This window comes from Aeromonas sp. QDB17 (genome assembly GCF_027705305.1).
Taxonomy (GTDB): Bacteria; Pseudomonadota; Gammaproteobacteria; order Enterobacterales; family Aeromonadaceae; genus Aeromonas; species Aeromonas caviae.
Genome location: NZ_JAPDBP010000018.1, coordinates 16,084 through 42,699, shown reverse-complemented (window position 1 = coordinate 42,699; position 26,616 = coordinate 16,084). Strand labels below are relative to the sequence as shown.

20 protein-coding genes are annotated in these 26,616 nt (G+C 63.7%); 15 read left to right on the top strand and 5 right to left on the bottom strand.

All coding sequences use genetic code 11. The features are described from left to right. Positions 1-235: 235 nt before the first annotated feature. The gene (locus OKC41_RS15285) at positions 236-1,327 is read right to left on the bottom strand and encodes an HD domain-containing phosphohydrolase (protein ID WP_201889851.1); all 1,092 of its coding nucleotides are present in this window, start codon (positions 1,325-1,327) and stop codon (positions 236-238) included. Between the two features lie 267 nt (positions 1,328-1,594). Here OKC41_RS15285 and rimO point away from each other — a divergent pair, with 267 nt between their 5' ends. The 11 genes from rimO to OKC41_RS15230 all read left to right on the top strand — a co-directional run bounded on the left by rimO (position 1,595) and on the right by OKC41_RS15230 (position 16,086). Continuing rightward, positions 1,595-2,923, top strand: a complete 1,329-nt coding sequence (rimO, locus tag OKC41_RS15280) for a 30S ribosomal protein S12 methylthiotransferase RimO (RefSeq protein WP_010673908.1) — start codon at positions 1,595-1,597, stop codon at positions 2,921-2,923. 544 nt (positions 2,924-3,467) lie between these two features. After that, positions 3,468-5,150 carry an ABC transporter substrate-binding protein gene (locus OKC41_RS15275; RefSeq protein ID WP_010673906.1) on the top strand — a complete coding sequence of 561 codons (1,683 nt, stop codon included), beginning with the start codon at positions 3,468-3,470 and terminating at the stop codon, positions 5,148-5,150. 117 nt (positions 5,151-5,267) lie between these two features. Then, on the top strand, positions 5,268-6,251 hold the full coding sequence (locus tag OKC41_RS15270) for an ABC transporter permease (protein ID WP_010673905.1): 984 nt from the start codon (positions 5,268-5,270) through the stop codon (positions 6,249-6,251). Between the two features lies 1 nt (position 6,252). Further along, positions 6,253-7,158, top strand: coding sequence for an ABC transporter permease (locus OKC41_RS15265; protein WP_010673904.1), 906 nt, complete (start codon positions 6,253-6,255; stop codon positions 7,156-7,158). Next, entirely contained in the window at positions 7,155-8,177 is a 1,023-nt protein-coding gene (locus OKC41_RS15260; RefSeq protein WP_270672136.1) for an ABC transporter ATP-binding protein, read from the top strand. Before OKC41_RS15265 ends, OKC41_RS15260 begins: the two co-directional genes overlap by 4 nt. Positions 8,178-8,188: 11 nt before the next feature. Beyond that, positions 8,189-9,187, top strand: a complete 999-nt coding sequence (locus tag OKC41_RS15255) for an ABC transporter ATP-binding protein (RefSeq protein WP_039040529.1) — start codon at positions 8,189-8,191, stop codon at positions 9,185-9,187. A gap of 107 nt (positions 9,188-9,294) precedes the next feature. Further along, a complete protein-coding gene (locus tag OKC41_RS15250) occupies positions 9,295-11,022 on the top strand; it encodes a glycoside hydrolase family 9 protein (protein WP_270672135.1) in 1,728 nt (575 codons plus the stop codon). Positions 11,023-11,126: 104 nt separating this feature from the next. Continuing rightward, positions 11,127-11,999 carry a BadF/BadG/BcrA/BcrD ATPase family protein gene (locus tag OKC41_RS15245; RefSeq protein WP_219604556.1) on the top strand — a complete coding sequence of 291 codons (873 nt, stop codon included), beginning with the start codon at positions 11,127-11,129 and terminating at the stop codon, positions 11,997-11,999. Between the two features lie 67 nt (positions 12,000-12,066). After that, positions 12,067-13,923 carry a beta-N-acetylhexosaminidase gene (locus tag OKC41_RS15240; RefSeq protein ID WP_270672134.1) on the top strand — a complete coding sequence of 619 codons (1,857 nt, stop codon included), beginning with the start codon at positions 12,067-12,069 and terminating at the stop codon, positions 13,921-13,923. Positions 13,924-14,115: 192 nt separating this feature from the next. Further along, a complete protein-coding gene (locus OKC41_RS15235; RefSeq protein WP_201894321.1) occupies positions 14,116-15,669 on the top strand; it encodes a PAS domain-containing methyl-accepting chemotaxis protein in 1,554 nt (517 codons plus the stop codon). 66 nt (positions 15,670-15,735) lie between these two features. Continuing rightward, positions 15,736-16,086: an MGMT family protein gene (locus OKC41_RS15230; RefSeq protein WP_039040524.1), complete on the top strand. Its 351-nt coding sequence runs from the start codon at positions 15,736-15,738 to the stop codon at positions 16,084-16,086. Positions 16,087-16,169: 83 nt separating this feature from the next. Here OKC41_RS15230 and OKC41_RS15225 read toward each other — a convergent pair whose 3' ends face one another. After that, complete coding sequence (locus tag OKC41_RS15225) at positions 16,170-16,340, bottom strand: hypothetical protein (protein WP_164882955.1); 171 nt, start codon at positions 16,338-16,340, stop codon at positions 16,170-16,172. A 115-nt stretch (positions 16,341-16,455) separates the two neighbouring features. Then, a complete protein-coding gene (topA, locus tag OKC41_RS15220) occupies positions 16,456-19,077 on the bottom strand; it encodes a type I DNA topoisomerase (RefSeq protein ID WP_010673895.1) in 2,622 nt (873 codons plus the stop codon). Positions 19,078-19,437: 360 nt separating this feature from the next. On the opposite strand from topA, the gene astB reads away from it, so the two are divergent. Further along, positions 19,438-20,775, top strand: a complete 1,338-nt coding sequence (astB, locus tag OKC41_RS15215) for an N-succinylarginine dihydrolase (protein ID WP_270672133.1) — start codon at positions 19,438-19,440, stop codon at positions 20,773-20,775. A gap of 230 nt (positions 20,776-21,005) precedes the next feature. Here the strand turns inward: astB and sohB are convergent, their stop codons facing one another. Then, positions 21,006-22,013, bottom strand: coding sequence for a protease SohB (gene sohB / locus OKC41_RS15210; RefSeq protein WP_039040521.1), 1,008 nt, complete (start codon positions 22,011-22,013; stop codon positions 21,006-21,008). A 224-nt stretch (positions 22,014-22,237) separates the two neighbouring features. Between sohB and OKC41_RS15205 the strand changes: the two genes are divergently transcribed. Continuing rightward, complete coding sequence (locus OKC41_RS15205; RefSeq protein ID WP_042880314.1) at positions 22,238-22,993, top strand: YciK family oxidoreductase; 756 nt, start codon at positions 22,238-22,240, stop codon at positions 22,991-22,993. An 89-nt stretch (positions 22,994-23,082) separates the two neighbouring features. Beyond that, on the top strand, positions 23,083-23,967 hold the full coding sequence (locus OKC41_RS15200; protein WP_042015608.1) for a LysR family transcriptional regulator: 885 nt from the start codon (positions 23,083-23,085) through the stop codon (positions 23,965-23,967). Between the two features lie 71 nt (positions 23,968-24,038). On the opposite strand, the gene OKC41_RS15195 is transcribed toward OKC41_RS15200, so the two are convergent. Further along, the gene (locus OKC41_RS15195; protein WP_069652864.1) at positions 24,039-25,211 is read right to left on the bottom strand and encodes an MFS transporter; all 1,173 of its coding nucleotides are present in this window, start codon (positions 25,209-25,211) and stop codon (positions 24,039-24,041) included. Between the two features lie 164 nt (positions 25,212-25,375). On the opposite strand from OKC41_RS15195, the gene OKC41_RS15190 reads away from it, so the two are divergent. Next, entirely contained in the window at positions 25,376-26,515 is a 1,140-nt protein-coding gene (locus OKC41_RS15190; RefSeq protein WP_010673889.1) for a MalY/PatB family protein, read from the top strand. Positions 26,516-26,616 lie beyond the last annotated feature (101 nt).

The following is a 26,616-nucleotide window of genomic DNA, read 5'->3' as shown; positions in this document are numbered from 1 at the left end:
AATATCTGGCCTCTCTTTATAAGGCACTCTTATGACCTTACCCCGGACAATCCTCCCGTTGGCCGCCCCGCTCACCGCGGCGCCCTGCCCCGCCGCAAAGCCGCAATGCCGCAGAACAACCCCCGGCGCCGGATGCACCAAAAGGTGATGAAACGAGAAATGGCCCCAGGGCCCCGCCGTCAGATGACGGGGCCTGGGGAATCCGGGAGAAACCGGGGAGGAGAGAGGGGCGCAATCAGGTGATCACGGGATCCCGATATTGCCGATGGATCGCACAAAACGCCTCCCGGCTTTGCAGCGCCGCCGCGACGCAGACAGGGTCGAACTGGCTGCCTGCATGGGTCTTGAGGTATTCAAAGGCCGTTTCGAGGGGCCAGGCCTGCTTGTAGGGTCGCTCGCTGGTAAGGGCGTCAAACACATCCGCCACCGCGACGATGCGGGCCTCCAGGGGGATCGCCTCCCCCGCCAGTCCTTCCGGGTAACCCTGACCGTCGAAACGCTCATGGTGGTAGGCGATGATGTTCTTCAGCATGTCGGTGTGATGGATACCGTCCAGGCCGAACTCGCGGATCATCAGGGCGATCATCTCCCGCCCCTTGAAGGGGTGGGTCTTCATCACCCCGTACTCCTCGGCCGTGAGCTTGCCCGGCTTGAGCAGGATGGCGTCGGGCACCGCAATCTTGCCGATATCGTGCAGCTCGGAGAAGAGGTGAATGAACTCCACCTCCTCGTCACTCAAGGGGTAATGGGCCGCCACCTCCCGGGCGATGAGCCGCGAATAGGCCGACATCCGGTGCAGGTGATTGGCGGTCTCCTCGTCCCGGTAGCGGCTGAACTCCCGCGCCGTGGTCAGCGCCCCGTTCAGGGTCTGGATGGAGAAGAACTCCACCGCGATGATGGCCGCCAGGATCTGGGCATAGGCCGCCAGCTCACCGCAAATGGCGCCATCGAAGTAACCGGGCTCTTTGGCATCGCAAAACAGAAAGCCGAACAAGCGACTGTTGAGCAGCAGCGGCTCGGTATAGCTCGACGCGTACCCGGCCGCCAGCACTTTGCGGCTGTGCTCGGAGGGGGAGCCCAGCAGGGAATCCAGGGTATCGAGCACCCTGGGCTGCTGGTGCTCGGCCAGGTAGCGCAGGGAAGGCACCTCGCTCAGCCTGACCTCGTACTGCAACAGCGGCGAGCCCCCGTCCGTGCTGTGGGCAAAGGTCTTGAGCTGGTCCGTCTGCGGGTCGTAGATGGCGATCGCCACCCGGCTCAACTTGTCAAACCGCTGCCTGAGGGTGGCGTGCACATTCTGCACTTTCTCACCAAATGAACTCTCCATCCCGCACATCCTTCTGATAGGCCTGTTGGGAGTATAGTGACACCCGTTTTGCCCCTCCTGCCAAATGGTGACGGCGCACAGGGATCGTGATCCCGCCCGCACCGGCGACGGCCCCCTCCCTGCCCGTGGTCATGTCACGCCCGCCCCACCCCGCTTCCCCGGGCAAAGAGATTGTTCGCTTCCGACGTGTCGGCTGTATAGTTTTTGGTTAGCCATTCCGGTAAAATCCGCGCCCTTGAATAAGAGCCACCTAAGAGTGATTGAGCGATGTCCAACACAAAACAGGCCCCCAAAGTAGGATTCGTCTCCTTGGGTTGCCCCAAAAACCTGGTCGATTCCGAACGCATCCTGACCCAGCTGCGTACCGAAGGGTACGACGTGGTGCCCAGCTATGACGATGCGGAGCTGGTGGTGGTCAACACCTGCGGCTTCATCGACAGCGCGGTGCAGGAGTCCCTGGAAGCCATCGGTGAAGCCCTGGCCGAGAACGGCAAGGTGATCGTCACCGGCTGCCTGGGTGCCAAAGAGAACCAGATCCGCGAGATCCACCCCAAGGTGCTCGAGATCACCGGTCCCCACGCCTATGAAGAGGTGCTGGGCCACGTCCACAAATACGTGGAAAAACCCACCCACAACCCCTTCACCAGCCTGGTGCCGGCCCAGGGCGTCAAGCTGACCCCGCGCCACTACGCCTATCTCAAGATTTCCGAAGGCTGCAACCACCGCTGCACCTTCTGCATCATTCCCTCCATGCGCGGGGATCTGGTGAGCCGCCCCATCGGCGAAGTACTGGCCGAGGCCAAGCGCCTGAAAGAGGCTGGCGTGAAGGAGATCCTGGTGATCTCCCAGGACACCTCCGCCTACGGCGTGGACGTCAAGCACCGCACCGGTTTCTACGACGGCATGCCGGTCAAGACCAGCATGGTGGCCCTGTGCGAAGAGCTGGCCAAGCTCGGTATGTGGGTGCGCCTGCACTACGTCTACCCCTACCCCCACGTGGATGACGTCATCCCCCTGATGCGCGACGGCAAGATCCTCCCCTACCTCGACATCCCGCTGCAGCACGCCAGCCCGCGCATCCTCAAATTGATGAAGCGCCCCGGCTCCGTCGAGCGCACCCTGGAGCGCATCCAGAAGTGGCGCGAGATCTGCCCCGAGATCACCCTGCGCTCCACCTTCATCGTCGGCTTCCCCGGCGAGACCGAGGAAGAGTTCCAGATGCTGCTGGACTTCATCGACAAGGCGGAACTGGACAGGGTTGGCTGCTTCAAATACAGCCCGGTCGAGGGGGCCAAGGCCAACGAGCTGCCGGATCCGGTGCCGGCCGAGGTGCAGGAAGAACGCTTCCAGCGCTTCATGGAGCTGCAACAGCAGGTCTCCATCCGCAAGCTGGCCCGTAAAGTGGGCAAAGAGATGCTGGTGCTGATCGACGAGGTGGACGAAGAGGGCGCCACCGGCCGCTCCGCCGCCGATGCCCCCGAGATCGACGGCCTGGTCTACCTGAACGGTGAAACCGGCCTCAAGCCCGGCGACATGGTCAAGGTCCGCATCGACGAAGCGGACGAGTACGACCTCTGGGCCAGCCTGGTGGAATAATCACGCACTCCCCCTCAAAGCCAGTCGGTCTCACCGACTGGCTTTTTTAATGTCCGCCGCCCCTCAGGCTCTTGCATGCCCCCATATCATCCCCTGTCCCGCCCCTCATCACTGATCTCCCTCCCCTTGCTCTTTTCGCACGCGCCCGTGAACCAGCGCACACTTCTCTCCGCTCGCGTGAGTCGCTTGTTTCCTGCACAAAAATAAGCCGTGTCAACGGGGAAAAAACGAGCACGATCCAGCTCACATTATCGTTGTCACAGGGAGTGGCAAGGTGACTTTTTACTTTGTGAGAATTAATGCAACTGTATAATTTAAAAGGATTAAAAATACATTTTGACGATAATGACGTGCGCCGTGCAATTTTTACGATATCGACGAAATGAAGAGTTGTTGTTTTCCTGTTAATTCTGCTTTTCTAAGGGCGTTGGACGACACAACTACAAGGGTGCAAAACCTGACCAACAGCGAGGGCCGGTATCCAAGCATGCGATGTCGGTGCTCCATTCCAAAACCATGGAAGACCAATAAGAAAGGAAAAAATATGCTTGCCAAAGTATCCAAAATCGCAACCTCAGTCATGCTGGGAACTCTGCTTGCCGGTGCCACCGGCACAGCCATGGCCGCCGACAACAAGACGGTGCTGACCCTGGTTGCCCAGCAGGAAACCGCATGGGTCAAGAACTTCAACCCCTTCCTGCAAGCGGGTCTGCTCCACACCACCCGTCACTTCATCTATGAGCCGCTGGTGATCTTCAACGATATGCAGGGTGGCAAACCCGTCTATCGTCTGGCTACCCACTACGCCTTCAGCGATGATCTGAAATCCGTCACCTTCGACCTGCGCGAAGGGGTCAAGTGGTCCGATGGTGAAGCCTTCACCGCCGACGACATCCTCTTCTCCTTCAACCTGGTCAAGGCCAACAAGGCGCTGGACGAGCGCTCCATCTGGACCCAGATCAAGGGTGTCGAGAAGCTGGGTGACCACAAGGTCAAATTCGACCTGGCCGAGATCAACACCAACGTGGTGAACGACCTGGTGCTGGTGCCCATCGTGCCGGAGCACCAGTGGAAGTCGGTGAAAGACCCGGTGGCCTTCACCAACGACAAGCCGGTCGGGACCGGTCCCTTCACCGAAGTGGACAACTTCTCCGCCCAGCTCTACACCCAGTGCCGCAACCCGCACTACTGGGACAACGCCAGCCTCTCCATCGACTGCCTGCGCATGCCGCAGATGGCCACCAACGACCAGGTACTGGCCGCCGTGATGAAGGGTGACGTGGACTGGTTCGGCTCCTTCGTACCGGACATCGAGCGCCTCTACGTCGGCAACGATCCCAAGAACAACAAGTACTGGTTCCCCGCCTCCGGCACAGTGGCGTTCAACGTCAACTTCCAGAGCAAGAACCCGGGCAACCACGAAGCCTTCAACGACATCAACTTCCGCCGCGCCTTCTCCATGGCCATGGACCGCCAGTCCATGGTGGACATCGCGGGCTACGGCTACCCCACCGTCAACGAGTACCCGTCAGGGCTTGGCAAGGCATTCGCTTCCTGGGACAACCCGGACGTCGAGAAGAAGTACGGCAAGTACAACAAGTTCGACCTGGAAGGGGCCAAGGCCCTGCTGAAACAGGCGGGCTACAAGGACTGTGACGGCGACAAGTTCCTCGACACCCCGAGCTGCAAGAAGATCGAGTTCAAAGTGCTGGTACCGAACGGCTGGACCGACTGGGTCAACACCGTCCAGATCGGGGTCGAAGGCCTGCAGGCCCTGGGCCTGAACGCCAAGACCGCCACCCCGGAAGCCACCGTCTGGACCGAGTCCCTGATCACCGGTGACTTCGACGTCGCCCTGCAGGGTTACTTTGCCGGTGCCAACCCGCACAAGTACTTCGAGACCGCCTTCCACTCCCGCAACATGGGTGAGCGCGGCAACCGCTTCGCGGCGCCCCGCTACAAGGATCCCGAGCTCGACAAGCTGATCGACGACTTCACCCAGACCGCCGATGCGGCCAAGCAGAAGGAGATCATGTTCGCCATCCAGGAGCGTGTCGGGGCCAACCAGACCATCATCCCGGTGTTCAACAACCCGACCTGGTACGAATACAGCACCAAGCGCTTCAATGGCTGGTTCAGTGCCGACAACCCGGTCGCCAAGCCGCAGGTTCACCCGGACACTCCGGAGCGTCTGCTGCACGTGCTGTCACTCAAGCCAAACAGCTAATCACCCCGGCCCCCTGCGGGGGGCCCTCTTCCCCGCCATGTCTTCCATCCCCCGCACCTGCCGGGGTTGGGGGAGCTTTGCCCGGCGCGGGGCAGGCTTGCAGTAAAAGGTATCACCATGGGATTTATACTTAGACGCTTCTCCTTCTATCTGGTCGCCTTCCTGGTGGCCGCCACCATCAACTTCCTGCTACCCAGAGCCATGCCGGGAGACCCCGTCTCCGTCATGTTTGCCCGGGCCGGCGCCATGATGGAACCCGCCGCACTGGAAGCCCTCAAAGCCACCTTCGGTTTCGTGGACGGCCCCATCGGCACCCAGTTTCTCACCTATGTGAAGAGCGTCTTCACCTGGGATCTCGGCACCTCGGTGCGCTACTACCCCCAACCGGTTGCCGACGTCCTCGGCCGCGCCATCGGCTGGACCCTGTTCCTGGTGGGCACCTCCACCATTCTGAGCTTCTCCATCGGCTCCATCGTCGGCATCTTCGCCGCCTGGTACCGGGGCGGACGCATGGACAGCATCCTCTCCCCGCTCACCCTGGTGATGCAGGCCATCCCCCCCGTGGTGGTCTCTCTGCTCGCCCTCTTCCTGTTCGGCGTGAGCCTCGGCTGGCTGCCCATCGGCTACGCCTACAGCCCCGAGATCCCCGCCGATTTTGGCTGGGAACACATCAAGAGCATCCTGCTGCACGCCATCATGCCGGTGGGCACCCTGGCCGCGGTGCAGGTAGGGGGCTTTCTCATCACCATGCGCAACAACATGATCAACCTCCTGGGCGAGGACTACATCACCATGGCCAAGGCCAAGGGGCTCTCCAGCAACCGGGTGATCTTCAACTACGGCGCCCGCAACGCCGTGCTGCCCAGCGTCACCGCCCTCTCCATGGCGCTCGGTTTCGTCATCGGCGGATCCCTCATCACCGAGGTGATCTTCAACTACCCCGGCCTGGGACTGACCCTCTATCAGGGCATCCTGGCCCGTGACTACCCCCTCATCCAGGGGCAACTGCTCATCATGACCATCACCATGCTCAGCTTCAATTTCCTGGCGGACGTGCTCTACGTCTTCCTGGATCCCCGTCTGCGTACAGGAGGCAAATAAGATGCGTATGCCGACTATCTTGAAAATCCTGCTGGGCAACAAGAAGGCCGCCTTCGGCCTCGCCATCGTGGTCACCTTCGTGCTGATGGCCCTGTTCGCCCCGCTGCTCGCCAGCAACGAACCCACCAAGCGGGTCGCCCGCCCCCACCAGCCCCCCAGCGTGGAGCTGGTGATGGGTTCCAACCGCATGGGCCACGATCTCTGGGCCCAGTTCACCAACGGCGCCCGCATCTCCCTGATGGTGGGCTTCGGGGCAGGCCTGCTGGTGTGCGCCCTGGCCATCACGGTGGGCATCACCGCCGGCTACTTCGGCGGCGTGGTGGACGAGTGCCTCACCTTCCTGATGAACGTGGTGCTGGTGATCCCGAACCTCCCCCTGTTGCTGGTGCTGGCGAGCTTCATCGGAGAGGCCTCCCCCATGGTGATCGCCCTCATCATAGGGTTGACCTCCTGGGCCTATGGTGCCCGGGTGATCCGTGCCCAGACCCTGGCCCTGCGGGAAAAGGAGTTTGTCATCGCCGCCGAGGTGCTGGGTGAACCGGCCTGGCGCATCATCCTGGTGGAGATACTGCCCAACCTCATCTCCATCATCGGGGTGAGCTTCATCGGGTCCATCATCTACGCCATCGTCACCGAGGCGACCCTGGAGTTCCTGGGGCTCGGCGACCCGACCGTGGTCAGCTGGGGCATCATGCTCTACAACGCCCAGACCTCGAGCGCCATCCTGGTGGGTGCCTGGTGGGAGATCCTGGCCCCCTGCTTCGCCATCGCCACCCTGGGGGCGGGCCTGGCCATGCTCAACTTCGCCATCGACGAAATCGCCAACCCGCAGCTTCGTTCCCACAAGGGCCTGCGTCGCTGGAAGCAGCTTGCCACTCCCATCACAGCTCAGGAGAAGACAGCATGACCCTGCAACAACCCCTGCTGTCGGTGCGCAATCTCTGCGTCGACTACATCACCGAGAGCGGCGACGTGCGCGCCGTCAATTCGGTCAGTTTTGACATCATGCCGGGTGAGGTGTTCGGCCTCGCCGGCGAGTCCGGCTGCGGCAAGTCCACGGTCGCCTTCTCGGTGGCCAGGCTGCACAAGCCGCCCGCCTACATCAGCGGCGGCGAGATCCTGTTCAAGGGAGAGAACATCCTCGGCTTCGACGACGAGCGACTGCGCAGCTACCGCTGGCGCCAGGCGAGCGTGGTGTTCCAGTCCGCCATGAATGCGCTCAACCCCGTGCTGCGCATGGAGGAGCAGTTCTGCGACGTGCTCTTGGCCCACAACCCCGGCATGACCCGCTATGAGGCGATCAAGCGTGCCCAGGAGCTGCTGGAGATCGTCGACATCCACCCGAGCCGGCTCAAGGACTACCCGCACCAGTTCTCCGGCGGCATGCGCCAGCGGCTGGTGATCGCCATCGCCATGGCCCTCAACCCCGAGCTCTTGATCATGGACGAGCCCACCACGGCGCTCGACGTGGTGGTGCAGCGGGAGATTTTGCAGAAGGTCTATGCGCTCAAGGCGAAGTTCAACTTCTCCATCCTCTTCATCACCCATGACCTCTCGCTCATGGTCGAGTTCTGCGATCGCATCGGCATCATGTACGCGGGGGAACTGGTGGAGGTGGCGCCGGCCAAGGCGATCCTGACCGCGCCCCTGCACCCCTACACCCGGGGCCTTGGCAACTCCTTCCCCCCCCTGCATGGGCCCAAGACCGTGCTGGAGGGGATCCCTGGCAGCCCCCTCAATCTGCTGGAGGTGCCGGTAGGCTGCCGCTTCCAGGCACGCTGCGCCAAGGTGCACGCGCGCTGCCGCCAGGAATACACCCGGCTGGCCGAGATCCGGCCCGGCCAACAGGCTGCCTGTCACCTTCATGAGGCAGCAGAGGAACAACCGGATCTTCCGATCCATCTGGACAAGGCCGCTGGCTGTTAAGGATGTCTGTCATGCAAATCGCCCAAACCGACGCGCCCATCATCGAGGTCCAGCACCTCTACAAGGACTTCGCCGTCAACTCCAACGCCATCAAGAGCGGCAAGATGCGGGCGCTGTCCGACATCACCTTCAACCTGCACCGGGGCCGCGCCCTGGCAGTGGTGGGGGAATCCGGCTCCGGCAAGAGCACCATCGCCAAGATCATCGCCAAGATGTACAAGCTCTCCAACGGCCGCATCCTCTACCGTGGCCGGGATCTGGAGGAGTTCAACAAGGGCACCGCCCTGCTGGACTATCGCCAGAGCGTGCAGATGGTGTGGCAGGATCCGTTCGGTTCACTGAATCCGACCCACACCATCTACCACCACATCGCCCGCCCCCTGCTGCTTCACAGCAAGGTGAGCGACAAGCGGGATCTACCCGACATGGTCTATGGCCTCCTTGAAAAGGTGGGGCTGACCCCCGCCAAGGCGACCGCGGCCAAGTACCCCCACCAGCTCTCCGGCGGCCAGCGCCAGCGGGTCAACATCGCCCGCAACTTGGCGGTGGAGGCGGAAGTGGTGCTGGCGGACGAACCCACCTCCATGCTCGACGTCTCCATTCGCATCGGCATCCTCAACCTGATGGAGCAGATGAAGAACGAGCTCGGCGTCTCCATGCTCTACATCACCCACGACATCGCCACCGCCCGCTACGTGGCGGAAGATCTGGCGGTGATGTACGTGGGTCACATGGTGGAGTGGGGAGAGGTGGACGAGATCCTGCACCACCCCCAGCACCCCTACACCCAGTTGCTCATCTCGGCGGTGCCGGATCCCGAGAAGAGCATCCACGCCGAGCTGGAGGGAGGCCGCAAAGGGGAAATCCCGCTCTGGACCCCGGAATCCCGGGGCTGTCCCTTTGCCGGGCGCTGCCATCAGGCCATGCCCCGCTGCAAGGAGAGCCTGCCGCCGGTGACCCGGCTCGCCGACAACCACTTCGTGCGCTGCTACCTCCACGAGCAGGGGTAAGCAGGCCCGCGGCCGGGCGCCGTCGCCCGGCCATGCCTCGCGTCGGGGCCGCAAGGCCCCGCAATGAGCCTCGCCCGTCAGGGGCGAGCCTTCGGAGTAAGACCTTGATGGAACTTTTGATCAACCAGGTGGGTTACGAATGTGACGGGGAGAAGAGCGTCCTGCTGCAGTGCGGCGCCGACCTCGATATCCGCGGCCACGTCAGGTTGCTGCGCCAGGAGGACGACCACCTTTTGCTGGAGGCGCCTCTGGTGGCAGCGGGATGCGTCCCCGGCTGGCAGGGGCGCCACTACTGGCGGGCCGATTTCTCCGCCTTCACCGAGCCCGGCCACTACCGGCTGGAGGCCGTCGTGACCACGGAAGCGCAGGAGCGTCTGGTGCGCTCCCCCCCCTTTGCCATCGGCCGGGGGCTGCTGGCGCGCCGCTGCCTCTCCGATGTCATCCACTACTTCAAGGGACAACGCGCCAGCGGCACCTTCGACCGGGCGGACCGCAGGGCACGCCTCTTTGGCACCGATCAGCACCGGGACGTACATGGCGGCTGGTTCGACGCCAGCGGCGACATGAGCAAGTACCTGAGTCACCTCTCCTACGCCAACTACCTCAATCCCCAGCAGACCCCCATGGTGGTCTGGTCCCTGCTCAAGTGCCGGGAACTCCTGGCCCCACGCCGCGATATCGACGGGTTGAACCTCTGCAAGCGGCTCAATGACGAGGGGCTGCACGGCGCCGATTTCCTCTGCCGGATGCAGGATGAGTCGGGCTTCTTCTACATGACCCTGTTCGACAAGTGGAGCAAGGATCCCGAGCAGCGAGAGCTGTGCGCCTATGCGACCCAGCAGGGGATCAAGTCCGCCCGCTGGCAGGCGGGTTTTCGCCAGGGGGGGGGCATGGCCATCGCCGCCCTGGCCCGCGCCGCCCGGGAACCGATTGGCGGCGACCTTGACACAAGCCAGTACGCCGAGGCGGCCAGACGCGGCTACCTGCACCTGCGCGAGCACAACCTCGCCTACCTGGACGACGGGGTCGAGAACATCATCGACGACTACTGCGCCCTGCTGGCGGCGGTCGAGCTAACCCGCACTTTCGGCGCCGAGTGGCTGAATGAGGCGAGAGCCCGTGCCAGCAAGCTCTGTGCCCGCCAGCGCCCTCATCCTGAGCTGGGTCACTACTGGTCGGCCAACGACGATGGCTCTCGCCCCTACTACCACGCCGCTGAGGCGGGCCTGCCGGTGCTGGCGCTGCTGGAGTATCTCGCCATCGAGCCGGATCCGGCGCGCCAGTGGGCGGCCCGGACCGTCGCCGAGCAGGCCCTGGCCGCCGAGCTGGCCCTCGCGGCCCGGGCAGGCAATCCCTTCGCCCTCGCCCGCCAGTATGTGAAAGGGGTCGATGAGGCGCCCCGGGTGAGCTTTTTCATGCCCCACCACAACGAATCCGGTTACTGGTGGCAAGGGGAGAACGCTCGCCTCGCGTCGCTCGCCACCATGGCGTTTGCTGCCGCACAGCACCTGCCCGGGCAGAGCGCACTGCTGCGCACCTTCGGCCAGCAGCAGCTCGACTGGATCCTGGGGAGAAACCCCTTCAACACCTGCATGCTGGCGGGTCAGGGCATCAACAACCCGGAATACACCGCCGGCTACCCCAATGCACAGGGGGGGATCTGCAACGGCATCACCGCCGGCTTCGATGACGAAAATGACGTGGCCTTTATTCCAGAGGCGTACAAGGATCGGCTGGATCAGAACTGGCGCTGGGGGGAGCAATGGATCCCGCACGCCGCCTGGTTCGCCCTGGCCATCACCTGGCAGAGCGCACAAGGAGGCCACCATGATTGAGAGCGGTTCACACATCACTGGCACCGGGGAGAGCCCTGGATCCTCCATACCGCCAGCCAGGTTTACCCTGGCCGTCACCTGGCAAAGCGCGCAGGGAGGCCCCCATGATTGAGTTCTGGGTCGGGGTGGATGGCGGCGGCACCCACACCCGGGCCCGCATTCGCAACAACGCAGGCAAGCTGCTCGGCGAGGGGCGCGCCGCCGGCTCCAATCTGGAGCTGGGCATCGCCCTCGCCCACGGTCATGTGCTGGCTGCCATCGATCAGGCCCGCATCGAAGCGGGTCTGCCCAGAGAGAGCGAACAGCGGATGGGAGTCGGGCTCGCACTCGCCTCCGCCGAGCTCGCCGACTGCTACCACGCCATGCTGACCATGCCCTTCCCGTTTGCGCGGGTGAAGCTCACCTCCGATGCCTTTGGTGCCTGCCTCGGCGCCTTCGACGGCCAGGAGGGGGCCATCCTGATCGCGGGCACCGGCTCGGCGGGTCTCATCTACCGGGAGGGACGCCTTCGCACCTGCTCGGGTCGCGGCTTCCCCGTCTCGGATCTCGGCAGCGGCGCCTGGCTCGGGCTGCGCGCCATCCAGCAGTCCCTGCTCTGCCACGACGGCATCCTGCCCCCCAGCACCCTGGCGGTGCGCCTGATGGATCACTTCAAGCGTGATCAGGCCGAGGTGGTGCGCTGGGCTGCGCGCGCCATCCCGGCCGACTATGGCCGCTTCGCCCCCTGGGTATTCGATGCCGCGAGCGACGGGGACGAGCTCGCCACCGCCCTGCTGGATGAGACCTGTGCCCAGCTCGGCATGCTGCTGGAGGGCATGACCCAGCTCGGGGCAGACCGGATCGCCCTGCTGGGTGGCATCGGCACGCGCCTCGCCCCCCGTCTGGGCCACTTCCATCTGGTCGCCCCCAAGCGCGACGCGCTGGAGGGGGCCATCCTGTTTGCCAGGACGGAGGCGCTGCCATGTCTGCATCCCTGAGCCTGGTCGGGCCGACAACACCTGCGGGACAGGTTCCCGTTTCCTTCACCCCATCAGAGGAATTCCCATGTCCGCACCCCTGATCCACACCCGGGTCGATCACCGTGATGGTGACGATGTCTGGTTTCGCTTCACCCTGAGCCAACTCCCGGCCACCCCCTGGAAACTCCACTTCTGCCTCGCCCGCCAGATCGATCCCCACTCGATCGAAGGGGGCGCCCTGGAGCGCCAGAGCGGCAGTTACAAGGTCATGGTGCCCCGCGAGGGGGTGAGCGAGCTGCGCTTCTGCTGTCGCAACACCCCGCTCAAGCATGACTCCGATATGCCCAAGGGTTTCTTCCTGAGCCTGGAGAGCAAGGGACAGCTGCAACCCCTGGTGCTGGAGGGGGAAGACCTTGGCCTGACCAACCCGCCCTCCCCGGGCCCCGACCTGCCACAGGTGGAGGCCGTCAACGGCCTCGTGCCCCAGCCCGCCCACCTGATTTATACAGAAGGCAACTTCCGGCTGGCCGAGCGGGCCCACGTCGACGGCCCCGTTCCCCTCGCCTCCCTGCTCGCCCATTTCAACGAGCTGACAGGCCTGGCCCTGACCCAGGATCACGATGCGGAGATCCACCTCGTCGAGGCGACACTTCCCCCCGAGGGGTATGAGCTCACCATCACGCCGGAGGAGATCGTCATCCGGGCCGCCGGCGAGGCGGGCTGGCGACACGGACTGGTGAGCCTGGCCCAGTGGGCGCTGCAACACGGAGAGAGCCTGCCCTGCCTGACGGTGCGGGATGCACCGCGCTTCGGTTTTCGCGGCATCTTCCTCGACTGTGCCCGCCACTTCCACTCCCTCGCCACCCTCAAGCGCCTGCTCAAGCAGATGAGCCTCTACAAGTTCAACCGCTTCCACTGGCACCTCACCGATGACGAGGGGTGGCGCCTGGAGATCAAGGCCTTCCCCCAGCTGACCGCCGTGGGTGCCTGGCGCGGCCATGGCCTGGCGGTGGGGCCTCAGCTGAGCGGCGGCCCCGATCCCTACGGCGGCTACTACACCCAGAGCGAGGTGCGCGAGCTGGTCGCCTACGCCGCCGGGCTTGGCATCACCATCATTCCGGAAATAGACATCCCGGGGCACTGTCACGCCGCCATCAAGGCGCTGCCCGAGCTGCTGGTGGAAGAGGCAGACCGCTCCCGCTACCTCTCGGTGCAATATTTCGACGACAACGTGCTCAACCCGGCCCTGCCCGGCACCTACCGGTTCCTGGACGCCGTGATGGACGAGGTGTGCGATCTCTTCCCAGGGAGTCAGGTTCACATGGGGGGGGACGAAGTGCCCACCGGCGTCTGGACCGACAGTCCCGCCTGCCAGCAGCTGATGGCCGAGCAGGGGTATCAGGATTGCCGCGAGCTGCAGGGGCACCTGCTGCGCCACTGCCAGCAATACCTGGCCAGCAAGGGCAAGCAGATGCTGGGGTGGGAAGAGATACTGCACGGTGACAAGGTGAGCCGGGAGGCCACCGTCTTCGCCTGGACCAGCTTCCAGGCTGGCCTGGATGCCGCCGCATCCGGTTACCCCGTGGTGATGGCGCCTGCCCAGCACCTCTATCTGGATCTCGCCTGGAGTCAGGACATCCACGAGCCGGGACTCTACTGGGCGGGTACCCTCAACCTGGCGCAGGTGCATGCATGCGATCCTGCCCCGGCCGATTTCCATGCCAACGATAACATCCTGGGGGTGCTGAGCCCCTTGTGGTCGGAACTGATCACCTCTCGCGATCGTCTCGACTACATGTTGTTCCCGCGCATGCTGGCCACGGCAGAGGTGGCCTGGAGCACTCCCGCCCGCAAGGTGTGGGAGCACTTCGTCGCCCGTCTACCCGGCCAGCTGCACATCCTCGACCAGTTGCAAGTGCGTTACCGGGTGCCACAGAGGTAGTGTTATCTTTTTCTTTTCGGCGACCTTTTGGTCGCCGTTTTTTTACCCATCAACAACAAAAACCCAACCTAGCCCCTACTTTTCATCTGCCTTTGTTGGCAAAATAAGGCCCCCGATGAAACCAGACAGGGGATGCACCTCCCTGCGGTTCCGCCACAATAACAATCAGCAAACAGATCGGAGCTTACCCTTATGGCCCGCAAACACGCCCAGGTCGTGGACAGTGAAGTGGAATTTCCCGCCGACGTGCAACTCGTCTCCACCACGGATCTGCGCGGCGTCATTACCTACGCCAACCCCGCCTTCTGCCGCATCGCCGGTTATCAGGTCGATGAACTGGTCGGCCACAACCACAACCTGGTTCGCCACCCCGACATGCCCAAGGCCGCCTTCGCCGACCTCTGGGATCGCCTCAAGGAGGGCAACCCCTGGCGGGGAGTGGTGAAAAACCGCTGCAAGGATGGCCGCTATTACTGGGTCGACGCCTACGTCACCCCCATCTACGAGCACGGCAAGATAAGCGGCTACCAGTCGGTGCGCTGCAAGCCCGACCCCCAGCTCAAGCAGGCAGCCGCCCAGGCCTATCGGGCCCTGCTTTCGGCCGAGCAACGGGGCACCCCGGCCCGCCCCTCACTGCGCCGTTTCAGGCCGCTGATGCTCGGCCTGCCGCTGCTGGCGCTGCTGGTCTGGGCCGCCCTCATCCAGGGCCCCCTCACCGCGCTGCTGATGCTGCTTCCCCCCCTCGCCATTGCGGGCGCCTACTGGCGCGAACTCATCGCCCTGCCCCGCTATCTCAGGCAGCTCGGTCAGCAATATGACAGCCTGACCCGACTGGTCTATTCGGGGGATGCCCCGGGTGCCATCGCCGATTTTCACCTGAAGATGCTGCAGGCCCGGATCCGCACCGTGCTGGGGCGGGTCGACGATGCCACTCATCCGCTTCAGGCCCTGGCAACCGATCTGCAGGACTCCTCACACCGCGCCTTCCTCGACATCAACGAGCAGGATGCCCAGACCCAGCAGATGGCGGCCGCCATGACCCAGATGGCCAGCACCGCCCACGAGATTGCCCGCAACATCCAGGACACCAACGGCCAGGTGACCGAGGCGCGCAGCAGTTGCCAGAGCACGGTGGAACAGCTGGACCAGACCCAGCAGCAGATGACCAGGCTGGCCAGCCAGGCGGAGCAGGCCTTCCACTCCGCGGTGGAGCTCGCCAGCGAGTCGGAGCGCATTGGCAGCGTGATGGGTGAAATCCAGGGCATCGCCGAGCAGACCAACCTGCTGGCCCTCAACGCCGCCATCGAGGCCGCCCGTGCCGGCGAGCAAGGGCGCGGCTTTGCGGTGGTGGCGGACGAGGTGCGCACCCTGTCGACCCGTACCCACAAGGCGACCGAGCAGATCCAGGGCAGCATCAGACAGATCCAGCACACCCTGGAACGCTGGCAGGGCATGATGCAGGACAACCTGGCCCAGACACGGGAATGTGTCGAGATGACCCGCCAGGGATCAGGCAACCTGCACCTGGTGCTGGGGGAAATCGATCAGGTGACCGAATTCTCCACCCAGATCGCCGCCGCCGCGGAGCAGCAGCAGGTGGTGGTGGAGGAGATCAGCCGCAACATCCACCAGATCTCCGAATACTCCCGCGCCAACAGCCAGAAGATCCAGGCGGTGGACGACTCCAGCCAGGAGCTGCTCAGGCGGGCCCGCGAGCTCAGGGGACTGAGCCAGACCTTCGGCTGACAGATTGCAAGCCCCATGACAGAAGCGCCACAATGGCGCTTCTGCTGTTTTTGACGAGCCATCATCATGAGAACGAACGCGCCCCCTCTGGACAAGACGGCCCGCATCGAGGCGATCCTCGCCCTGATCCCCCCCGGCCGCGTGGTGAGCTACGGCCAGGTGGCGGATCTCGCGGGCCTGCCCGGACGGGCACGACTGGTGGGAAAAGTCTTGCGGGAGACCGACAAGGTGCTGCCCTGGCACCGGGTGCTGGGGGCGGCAGGCACCATTTCGCTTCCAAAAGGATCCGCAGGCTTTGACAAGCAAGCGGGGCTGCTGCAGGAGGAGGGGGTGCCCGTGATTGGCGGGCGGGTCAGGATGCGGGAGTGGCAGTGGCAGCCCGACCTGGCCGAGCTGCTCTTTCTGGTTCCCTTCTGACGAGGCTGGCACGCCCCGAAGGGATGGGGGCTCTTGCAACAAAGGGAGGGCCTCTGTGGTCGCCCTCCGTCACGTTCTCTTCCCTAGTCGCCGGCAATGGGCCCCAGAATGTCATCGCTGCGCACCTGTACCGGGATGGTCTCATCCTCCCGTTGCAAGAGCACCAGCAGACTCTGTCTGTCCACCTCCAGCACATAGGCTGTCCCTTCACGGGTCAGGCAGGTCATGCCCGGCCGTATTTCATGTATCTCCATGACAACTCCCTGTCTTGCGCTGCCATCCATGCAGCCATTCCAGTATATCGCCATCCACCAACAAAGAAGCCCCTCGCAAGGGGCCTCTTTCATCATGCCGTGAGTGGCGTCGCCATCAGGCTTTCTTCGCCTTGGGCAGGCTCTCCTGCCATTTTCCGTTGTCGTAATGGGCTGTCCAGCCGGTCGCCTTGCCGTTGACCTCGGTCATCACGTACTGCTCCTTGGTCTTGCGGCTGAAGCGCACCACGGAGGCGTTTCCGTCAGGATCTGACGCAGGGGCGTCCGCCAGGTACTGGTGCTTGGGAGAGAGGCGATCGCGGAAGCGCTTGAGCTCCTCCACCAGGGGCGCACGGGTCTCGCGGGATTTGGGGAAGTTGCTGGCGGCCAGGAAGAGACCTGCAGCGCCGTCCCGCAGCACGAAGTGGGCGTCGGACTGGGTGCATTTCAGCTCGGGCAGGGGTACCGGATCCTCTTTCGGCGGTGCAATATCGCCATTTTTCAGGATCTTGCGGGTGTTCTTGCAGCTCTCGTTGGTGCAACCCATGTATTTGCCGAAACGGCCGTTCTTGAGCTGCATCTCGGAGCCGCAGCGATCGCACTCGATGCTCGGCCCTTCGTAGCCCTTGAGCTTGAACTGCCCCTGCTCCACCTCGTAGCCATCGCAATCCGGGTTGCGACCGCAGACGTGCAGCTTGCGGCTGTCGTCGATGATGTAGGCGTCCATGGCGGTGCCGCAGATCCCGCAACGATGCTTGGCTCGCAGGGCATCGGTTTCCGCCTCGTCCCCGTCGGTGGCGGAGACGAACTCGTCCGCACTGACCAGGTTGATGGTCTTCTTGCAGCGCTCCTTGGGCGGCAGGGCATAGCCGGAGCAGCCGAGGAAGACGCCGGTGGTGGCGGTACGGATACCCATCTTGCGGCCACAATCCGGGCAGTCGATGTCGGTCAGCACCATCTGGTTGGCACGCATGCCTCCCTCTTCATGGGGCTTGTCGGCCTGCTCCAGCTCCTGGGTGAACTCGGCGTAGAAGGCGTCGAGCACCTTCTTCCACTCCAGGCTCCCCTCGGCGATGCCGTCGAGCTTGTCTTCCATCTTGGCGGTGAACTCGTAGTTCATCAGCTCGACGAAGTTTTCCACCAGGCGGTCGGTGACGATCTCCCCCATCTTCTCGGCGAAGAAGCGGCGGCTCTCGACCCGCACATACCCACGGTCGACGATGGTGGAGATGATGGAGGCGTAAGTGGACGGACGGCCGATGCCGCGCTTTTCCAGCTCGCGTACCAGGGCCGCTTCGGTGAAGCGGGCGGGCGGCTTGGTGAAGTGCTGGCGCGGATCCAGCTTGACCAGTTTCAGCACCTCGCCGACGGTCACCGCCGGCAGCTGGCTGTCTTCACCCTTGCGGCCCATGGGCGGCAGGGCCTTGGTCCAGCCGGCGAAGCGCAGGGTGCGACCGCGCGCCTTGAGCTCGAACTCCCCTGCCTTGACGGTCAGGGTGGAGGAGTCGTACTGGGCCGGGGTCATCTGGCAGGCGACAAACTGGCGCCAGATGAGGTCATAGAGCCGCATGGCATCGGGCTCCATCCCTTCCAGCATCTCGGCAGTCACCTGGACGCTGGAGGGGCGGATCGCCTCGTGGGCCTCCTGGGCATTGGCCTTGGCGCCGTAGAGGTTCGGCTCGCTCGGCAGGTAGGCGGCACCATACTGCTCGCCGATGTATTCCCGCACCGCGTCCACCGCCTCTTTGCTGAGGTTGGTGGAGTCGGTACGCATATAGGTGATGTAACCCGCTTCATAGAGACGCTGGGCCATCATCATGGTCTTCTTGACCCCGAAGCTGAGACGAGTAGAAGCCGCCTGCTGCAGGGTGGACGTGATGAAGGGAGCGGACGGCTTGGAGCCGGTCGGCTTGTCTTCCCGGTTGACCACCTTGTAGTCGACCCCTTCCAGGGCCGCCACGGCGGCGAAGGTCTCGGCCTGGGTCACCGGCTTGAAGTCGGCACCGTTGCGGCTGACCACCTCCATGCGCAGCTCGCTCTTCTCGGCGGTGAGCAGGTCGGCGTTGAGATCCCAGAACTCCACCGGCACGAACGCCTTGATCTCGCGCTCCTTGTCGACGATGAGGCGCACCGCGACGGATTGCACCCGACCGGCGGAGAGGCCGCGGGCCAGCTTCTTCCACAAGAGCGGGGAGACCATGTAGCCCACCACCCTGTCGAGGAAACGACGGGCCTGCTGGGCGTTGACGCGATGAATGTTCAACTCGGACGGCTGGGCGAACGCCTCCTGGATGGCGCTCTTGGTGATCTCGTTGAACACCACGCGCTTGTAGCGGCTGTCGTCGCCACCGATGATCTCGCGCAGGTGCCAGGCGATCGCTTCCCCCTCTCTATCCAAGTCGGTTGCGAGATAGATGGTGTCAGCCTTGGCGGCCAGACTTTGCAACTCGCTGACCACTTTTTCCTTGCCGGGCAAAATCTGGTAGTTGGCCTGCCAGCCTGCGGTCGGGTTGATGCCCATCCTTGAGAACAGGGCGTTGCGATCCTTGGCCGCCTTCTCGGATTCGCTGAGCTTGATGCCGCGAATGACAGGTTTTTTGGGCTCGGTGCTGGCGCTGCCGCTGGTCGGCAGATCGCGCACGTGGCCTACGCTGGATTTCACCACGTAGTCCTTGCCCAAATATTTGTTGATGGTCTTGGCCTTGGCCGGAGACTCCACGATGACCAGTGATTTGCCCATGCTGTAACTATTATCCTCATTGCACCCGACGGGGTTGGCGTGCGGTTTTGTGGGGCTGTATAAGAGATTTGACGGGAAAAAGCAATCTTGCGGGTCAATTTGCCCGACAGCCCGAACCGCCCTGCTTCTTTATTTATTAATGCGAAGCCGGGGCGCGGGAAGCAACCGCTTTTTTGTTTTTATGCTATATCCCCCCCTTTTTTAGATTGGAAATGACATATCCAGCCACCCTTGTGACATAAAAACCCATTCTGGTTATCAGCTTGTTACAAAGGATGAAATCTCTTTATAATGGCCGCACACCGCAGCTTTGTGCGCGGAAGGAACCGCTCCCCATATAAAAATCGAAAGGATGTGATCATGAAGCACTTCGAGGTCAACTTCGACGGCCTGGTCGGCCCCACCCACAACTATGCCGGCCTCTCCTATGGCAACGTCGCCTCCCAGAGCAACGCCAAAGAGGCCTCCAACCCCAAGGAAGCGGCCAAGCAGGGGCTGCGCAAGATGAAGGCGCTGACCGACCTCGGCATGGTGCAGGGCGTGCTGGCGCCACAGGAGAGACCGGATCTCGCGACCCTGCGCCGCCTGGGCTTCACCGGCAACGACGCCAGCATTCTGGCCCAGGCTGCCAGACAGGCCCCCGCCGTGCTGGCCGCCTGCTACTCCGCCTCCAGCATGTGGACCGCCAACGCCGCCACCGTCTCCCCGAGCGCCGACACCCAGGATGGCCGCATTCACTTCACCCCCGCCAACCTGACCAACAAGTTCCACCGCTCCCTGGAGCCCGAGGTGACCGGGCGCATCCTGCGGGCCGTGTTCAACAACGATCGCCACTTCTATCACCACCAGCATCTGCCGGAGAACGACCACTTCGGTGACGAAGGCGCCGCCAACCACACCCGGCTGTGCCGCGCCTATGGCGAAGCGGGGGTCGAGCTGTTCGTCTATGGCCGCAGCGCCTTCGACGTCTCCCAGCCCGCCCCCAAACGCTATCCGGCCCGCCAGACCCTGGAAGCGAGCCAGGCCATCGCCCGCCTGCATGGCCTCGGGGATGAGAGTGCGGTCTTCATTCAGCAGAACCCGGACGTGATCGATCAGGGGGTGTTCCACAACGACGTCATCGCGGTGGGCAACCAGAACGTGCTCTTCTTCCACCAGCAGGCGTTCCTCCATACCGAGGCGGCGCTGGCCGAGGTGCGTACCAAGTTCGGCGACGGGGAACTGCACTTCATCGAAGTGCCGACCAGCGAAGTGTCGGTGCAGGATGCGGTGAAATCCTACCTGTTCAACACCCAGATCCTGACCCTGCCATCCGGCGAGATGGCGATCATCGCCCCCACCGAATGCCGCGACAACCCGGCGGTGTCCGCCTATCTGGCCAGGCTGGTGACCCTGGGCACCCCCATCAAGGACGTCCACTACATGGACGTGAAGCAGAGCATGAGAAACGGCGGCGGCCCCGCCTGCCTGCGCCTGCGGGTCGCCATGAACGACACCGAGCTCGCCGCGGTCAACCCGGCCTGCCTCATCACCGACAGCCAGTTTGCCCGCCTGGATCAGTGGGTCGAGAAGCACTATCGCGACAGCCTGGCGCTGGACGATCTGCGGGACCCCTCCCTGGTGCTGGAGACCCGCACCGCCCTGGACGAGCTGACCCAGATCCTGAAACTGGGTTCCGTTTACCCCTTCCAGCGCTGAGGTGCGCCATCGGCCTGCAGAGCCGACGCAATAAAAAAAGAGAGCCGGGCAATGCCCGGCTCTCTTTTTAGTCCTTTGCACTGAGCTATAAAACCTGTTCACGAGCTGTAGCGAGAGATCGTCAGCAAGGTGAAGAGCAGCGCAGGAACCGGAGTGTGTAGATACACATGAGGATTCCGAGCAGCACATGAGCCTTGATCACGACCTCGCAGTAAGCTCGAAACAGGTTCTCAGCGCCAGGGGCTTTGTTGCCACAGCCGGCCAAGGCCGGCCTCCAGCCCCAGTGCCGCCTGCTTGCCAAGCTTCTGGGTCAGGCTCCTTGGTTTGCTGTAGCGGATGCCGACCACCTTGTGATGGCTGGCCTGGGCCAGCAGGTAGTCATCGCTGGTGCAAAGCGCATCCACCAGTCCGAGCTGCTTGGCCTGGCTCGCCAGCCAATGCTCGCCGGTGGTCACCTTGTCGATGTCGAGACCGGGTCTGTGCTCGGCCACGAAGGCCTTGAACTGTTCGTGGATGGCCCCCAGCTCCTCGCGAAACTTCTCCCGCCCCAGGTCGTCGTTCTCGCCGAACATGGTGATGGTGCGCTTGTACTGGCCTGCGGTGTGCATCTCGAATTCGATGTCGTGCTTCTTGAGCAGCTTGTTGAAGTTCGGCATCTGGGCAATCACCCCGATGGAGCCGACGATGGCGAACGGCGCCGCCAGGATCTTGTCCGCGACGCAGGCCATCATGTAGCCACCGCTCGCCGCCACCTTGTCGATGGCCACGGTCAGCGTGATGTCCTTGTCCCGCAGCCGCTGCAACTGGGAGGCGGCCAGGCCGTAGCCGTGCACCACGCCGCCGCCGGATTCGAGGCGCAGCAGCACCTCGTCCCCGGGCCGGGCCACGCCTATCACGGCACTCACCTCTTCCCGCAGGGAGGCCACCTCCTTGGCATCCATGCTGCCGTTGAAGTCGATGACGAACAGCCGGCTGCGCTCATCCTCCCCCTTGGCTTTGGCCTTGTGCTCGGCCTTGCGGGTCTTCTCCATCTGCTTGCGCTCGGCCTTGCCCGCCAGGGCTGCCTGCAGTTGATGGCGCCCCTGCTCCAGCTCGCCGGAGAGATCGGTCACCACCAGTTCCCCCTTGCGGGATTTGGGCTGGCGGCTGCTCGCCACCATCAGGATGACGGCGCCGATGGCCAGCAGGAAGGTGAGGGTCTTGGCCAGAAACAGGCCGTATTCGGTCAAAAATGCCACTTGATGCTCCGCTCAATGTCCGGTTTTTTCACATAGTAAGGAGTTTGCCCCCCTCGCGCAAAAACTCTGCCATCTCCCGTGCCAAGGACGGAGTGATCGACGCTATCGCCCTGTTTTATTCACATTTTTGCCGTCTCATACTGGTCAACTGCCGGGCCGGGTCAGTACACTTGCCCACTCGATTCGTTGCGCCAAGCCGCCAGGCATTGTTAACAGGAGTCCACATGCTCGACTATCAGGCCCCCCGTGATCTGCTCAAGGACAAGGTCATTCTGGTGACGGGTGCCGGTGACGGCATCGGCCGCGAAGCGGCCCTCACCTATGCGGCCCACGGCGCCACCGTGATCCTGCTCGGGCGTACCAGTGCCAAGCTGGAGGCGGTCTACGACCAGATTGAAGCGGCCGGTCACCCCCTGCCCGCCATCGTGCCGGTGGACTTGAAAGGGGCTACTGCCGCCCACTACCGCGGCATGGCGGAGACCTTCGCCCAGCAGTTCGGCCGCCTCGACGGCGTGCTGTTCAACGCCGGGCTGCTCGGCACCCTGTCGCCGTTCGAACACATTCAGGAGCAGGAGTGGGACGAGGTGATGCAGGTCAACGTCAAATCCGAATTCCTGCTGACCCAGGCGCTGCTGCCCCTCATTCGCCAGACCGCCAAGGAGCACGGCGAGGCGTCCATCGTCTACACCTCCTCCAGCGTGGGCCGCAAGGGGCGCGCCTACTGGGGCACCTATGCCATTTCCAAGTTCGCCATCGAGGGGATGATGGAGGTGCTGGCGGACGAGCTGGAGAACACCAGGGTGCGGGTCAACACCCTGAACCCGGGCGGCACCCGCACCAGGATGCGGGCCAGCGCCTTCCCGGCGGAAGATCCGCAGACCCTCAAGACCCCGGCCGATCTGATGCCCCTCTATCTCTACCTGATGGGGCGTGACAGTCAGGGCCAGAGCGGCAAGACCTTCGTGGCCCAGCCCAAATAAATCAACAAATCAACCGGATGGGATTACAGTGAAGAGGGGGTGCCAAGGCGCGCCCTGTTGAATCCCATCGGCCCCAGACAGGTTGCACTATGTTTCGTCCCAAGAGCACGTTTGAGCAATGGCGGATCTTTCAGGCGGTGGTGGACTGCGGCGGTTATGCCCAGGCTGCCGAGGCGCTGAACAAGAGCCAATCCTCCCTCAATCATGCGGTTGCCAAGCTGCAGCAGAGTCTGGGGGTGGCCCTGCTGGAGGTGCGGGGGCGCAAGGCGGTGCTGACGCCAGCGGGGGAGATCTTCCTCAAGCGGGCGCGCCAGCTCAGCCAGCAGGTGGAAGAGCTGGAAAACCTGGCCAACAACCTGGAGCGGCAGTGGGAGCCGCAGATCAACCTCTATGTGTCCGTGGTGCAGCCGCGGGAGCGCCTCTACCGGGCGCTGGCCCACTTCTATCCCCGCAGCCGCGGTTGCCGCATCAACCTGCACGAGCGGATCCACTGCCACTTCAATGCGCTGCAGGCGGGAGATCTGATGCTCTCCGAGCACCTGCCACAGGATCGCACCGGCCTGCCGCTGGACGAAGTCTGTCTGCTTCCTCTGTGCGCAGCGGGCCACCCCCTTGCGGAGCAGGGAGAGCCCATCACCGCCGAGGTGCTGGCCAGCCACAACCAGATAAGCCTGCATCCCCCCATCCACCGCTCGGTGGACTGGAACGATGCGGACGACACCGGTTGGAAGGCGACCCACTATCATGAGGTGCTCAACATGGTGCGCCTTGGCATGGGTTACGCCTGGGTGCCCCGCCACCTGGTGCAGGAGGAGCTCGCCGAGGGCTCGCTGGTGCAGCTCGATCTCACCGGCGGCAACGAACGCTATCTCTACACCTACCTGCTCACCCCCTCGGTGGAGGCGCTGGGACCGGCGGCCGAGCTGCTGCTGCGCTGCCTGCGCATCGAATACCAGGGAGACAACCCCAGGTAAGGCCGCTTCTTCCCCGCACGACCGGGGCACTGGTGCCGGCACAGCCGGACATCGGCTCCCCTTTGCATCCCCTATACGTTGGGGACCCGCCAGCAGGCGGCCAGTGCCATCAGCGCCAGGGCCGCCGCCACCATGAAGACCCCGTGGAAGCTCCAGAGCTCCGCCACCGTCCCCGCGATGGCCCCCGCCATGATGGAGCCGGTGCGGATGCTGTTGGAAAAGAGCGTGGTCGCCACCCCGGCGCGCCCCGGCATCAAGTCCTGGAAATAGGACATGCCGATGCCGGCCACGATGCCGATGAAGATGGCATTGAGCAGTTGCAGCGCAATGAGGGCATGCTGGCTCGACAGGGTCACGAGACCGCCATAGAAACCGACCCCGGCCAGCACCGCCAGCAGCATCATGGGCCGCTTGCCAAAGCGCCGGGTGTAGTAGCCCGCCAGCAGCATGAAGGGGATCTCCAGGGCCGCCGCCGTGCCCATCAGCAAACCCGCCAGCTTCTCCTCCAGCCCCAGCTCGCGGGTGATGTAGAGGGGCATGTTGATGAGGTACATGCTGTTGCAGGTCCACATCAGGGTGGAGGCAATGAAGAGCGCCCGCACCGACGGATCCCGCCAGCTGCTCACCCGCTCCACCTCGCTGTCCATCACCGGCAGCGGCAGGGAGGGAAGCCAGCGCCACACCACGAAAGCGCAGATGACATAGGCCAGCGCCGAGGCCAGATACATCACCTTGAAGCCGTAGCCGATGGCGAGCGCGAAGGCGATGGGCGGCCCGATCACCCAGGCCAGGGAGAACTGGGCCCGCAGCACTGAGCTGAACATGTCGGCCTGTTTGTTGCGGCTGTCGGCGTATTCCCGCGCCAGGGCGAACAGCTGCGGGCTGGCGGTGGCGGTCAGGCTCGCCAGCAGCACCCCCAGGCTCACCAGCAACCAGTACTGCCGGTTCCAGGCAAACAGCAGAGAGAGCACGATGCCGGCGAAGCAGCAGCGCAGGATCAGCTGCTTGCGATCCCCCTTGTTGTCGGAGCGGTGGCCGAGCCACTGGCTGATGAGGATGCCGATCACCGCGTTCACCGTGTAGAAGAGCCCCACCAGGAAGGGGCGCACCTGCACCTCCTCGGCCAGAAACAGGCTCAAGGTCGGCACCTGCAGCGCCACCGCCACCCCGGTCATGAAGGTCACGGCGAGAAACGAGAGAGAGACGGGATCCGGCCTCTTGCGGGCAACAGACAGCAAACTCATAGAGATACCATTGATATGGAAGAAAAAAAGGAGCCAGATGTGGGCGGGCTTGGCGTATGGCGGCGGCTATTTTATGTCATTATCAACAGCCACCTCAAGGGTTGCGGGGGGGCGTCCAAGTCCGTACATTGGAAGCCCATCCAGCGCCAGTACAAGGATTTAACATGTTTGATTTTGACCGGGAAATAGATCGCAGCGGTACCATGAGCCTGAAATGGGACAAATACAAGGGTCAGGATGTCCTGCCCATGTGGGTCGCAGACACCGACTTCGTCTCTCCCCCCGCCGTACTGGAGGCCCTTACCAAACGGGTCGCCCACGGCATCTTCGGCTATTCGCGCCCCTCTCCCCGGCTCATCGAACTGATCGTATCGCGTCTGGCCAGCCGCTATGGCTGGACCATCCAGCCCGAATGGCTCGTCTTCCTGCCCGGGGTGGTGCCGGGCCTCAATCTCGCCTGCAAGGCCTGGAGCCAGCACGGGCGCGGCATCATCACCCCCAAGCCGGTCTACTACCCCTTCCTGCAGGCACCGGGCTTCAATGACCGCCCCCTGCTCACCGTCCCCGTGGTGGAGGAAGAAGGCCGCTGGGTGCTGGATCTCGAAGAGCTTGAGCGTCAGGCCCCCTCGGCGGATCTGCTGCTGCTGTGCAACCCCCACAACCCGGGCGGTACCGTCTTCACCCGGGAAGAGCTGCTGGCCATCGACGCCATCGCCGAGCGCCACAACCTGGTGATCTGCTCCGACGAAATCCACTGCGACCTGCTGCTGGACAAGGATGCCCGCCACATCCCCTATGGTGCCCTGAGCCCGGAGGCGGCCGAGCGCTCCGCCGTCATGATGGCGCCGAGCAAGACCTTCAACATCGCAGGGCTGTGCTGCTCCTTCGCCGTGATCCCCAATGCCCGCCTGCGGCTCAAGCTGCAACAGGCGATGCGCGGCATCAGCGCCGACGTCAATCTGCTGGGGTTCGTGGCGGCCGAGGCGGCCTATGAGGGGGGCGAGCAGTGGCTGAATGAACAGCTCGACTACCTGGCCGGCAACCTGGCCCTGATCGAGCAGGCCGTGGCCCGCTGGCCCGGCGTCAAGCTGGCCCGCAACCAGGCCACCTACCTCGCCTGGATCGACATGAGCGCCCTGGGCCTGGACGATCCCGTCGCCTTCTTCGAACAGGCGGGCGTGGGTCTCTCCCCCGGTGCCCAGTTCGGCAACGGCCAGTTCGTGCGGCTCAACTTTGGCTGCACCCGGGCCCGTCTCACCGAGGCCCTGGCCCGCATGGAGAAAGCCATTCTCCAGACCCGCTAGCGAACCGTCCCGGGCGGCGGCTCCAGGCCGCCCGATGCGCGCAAAAGCGGTAAAATCCGTTCAGCTTCCCGTCTGATACGGATAAGATGAGGCTCATCACC

Bases quoted from the DNA above. Each gene is read 5' to 3' on its own strand.
- OKC41_RS15190 (WP_010673889.1), top strand. From the start codon at position 25,376: ATGTTTGATTTTGACCGGGAAATAGATCGCAGCGGTACCATGAGCCTG.
- astB (WP_270672133.1), top strand. From the start codon at position 19,438: ATGAAGCACTTCGAGGTCAACTTCGACGGCCTGGTCGGCCCCACCCAC.
- OKC41_RS15250 (WP_270672135.1), top strand. From the start codon at position 9,295: ATGGAACTTTTGATCAACCAGGTGGGTTACGAATGTGACGGGGAGAAG.
- OKC41_RS15245 (WP_219604556.1), top strand. From the start codon at position 11,127: ATGATTGAGTTCTGGGTCGGGGTGGATGGCGGCGGCACCCACACCCGG.
- OKC41_RS15285 (WP_201889851.1), bottom strand. From the start codon at position 1,327: ATGGAGAGTTCATTTGGTGAGAAAGTGCAGAATGTGCACGCCACCCTC.
- OKC41_RS15255 (WP_039040529.1), top strand. From the start codon at position 8,189: ATGCAAATCGCCCAAACCGACGCGCCCATCATCGAGGTCCAGCACCTC.
- rimO (WP_010673908.1), top strand. From the start codon at position 1,595: ATGTCCAACACAAAACAGGCCCCCAAAGTAGGATTCGTCTCCTTGGGT.
- OKC41_RS15235 (WP_201894321.1), top strand. From the start codon at position 14,116: ATGGCCCGCAAACACGCCCAGGTCGTGGACAGTGAAGTGGAATTTCCC.
- OKC41_RS15230 (WP_039040524.1), top strand. From the start codon at position 15,736: ATGAGAACGAACGCGCCCCCTCTGGACAAGACGGCCCGCATCGAGGCG.
- topA (WP_010673895.1), bottom strand. From the start codon at position 19,077: ATGGGCAAATCACTGGTCATCGTGGAGTCTCCGGCCAAGGCCAAGACC.
- OKC41_RS15200 (WP_042015608.1), top strand. From the start codon at position 23,083: ATGTTTCGTCCCAAGAGCACGTTTGAGCAATGGCGGATCTTTCAGGCG.
- OKC41_RS15265 (WP_010673904.1), top strand. From the start codon at position 6,253: ATGCGTATGCCGACTATCTTGAAAATCCTGCTGGGCAACAAGAAGGCC.
- OKC41_RS15205 (WP_042880314.1), top strand. From the start codon at position 22,238: ATGCTCGACTATCAGGCCCCCCGTGATCTGCTCAAGGACAAGGTCATT.
- OKC41_RS15240 (WP_270672134.1), top strand. From the start codon at position 12,067: ATGTCCGCACCCCTGATCCACACCCGGGTCGATCACCGTGATGGTGAC.
- OKC41_RS15270 (WP_010673905.1), top strand. From the start codon at position 5,268: ATGGGATTTATACTTAGACGCTTCTCCTTCTATCTGGTCGCCTTCCTG.
- OKC41_RS15195 (WP_069652864.1), bottom strand. From the start codon at position 25,211: ATGAGTTTGCTGTCTGTTGCCCGCAAGAGGCCGGATCCCGTCTCTCTC.
- OKC41_RS15275 (WP_010673906.1), top strand. From the start codon at position 3,468: ATGCTTGCCAAAGTATCCAAAATCGCAACCTCAGTCATGCTGGGAACT.
- OKC41_RS15260 (WP_270672136.1), top strand. From the start codon at position 7,155: ATGACCCTGCAACAACCCCTGCTGTCGGTGCGCAATCTCTGCGTCGAC.
- OKC41_RS15225 (WP_164882955.1), bottom strand. From the start codon at position 16,340: ATGGAGATACATGAAATACGGCCGGGCATGACCTGCCTGACCCGTGAA.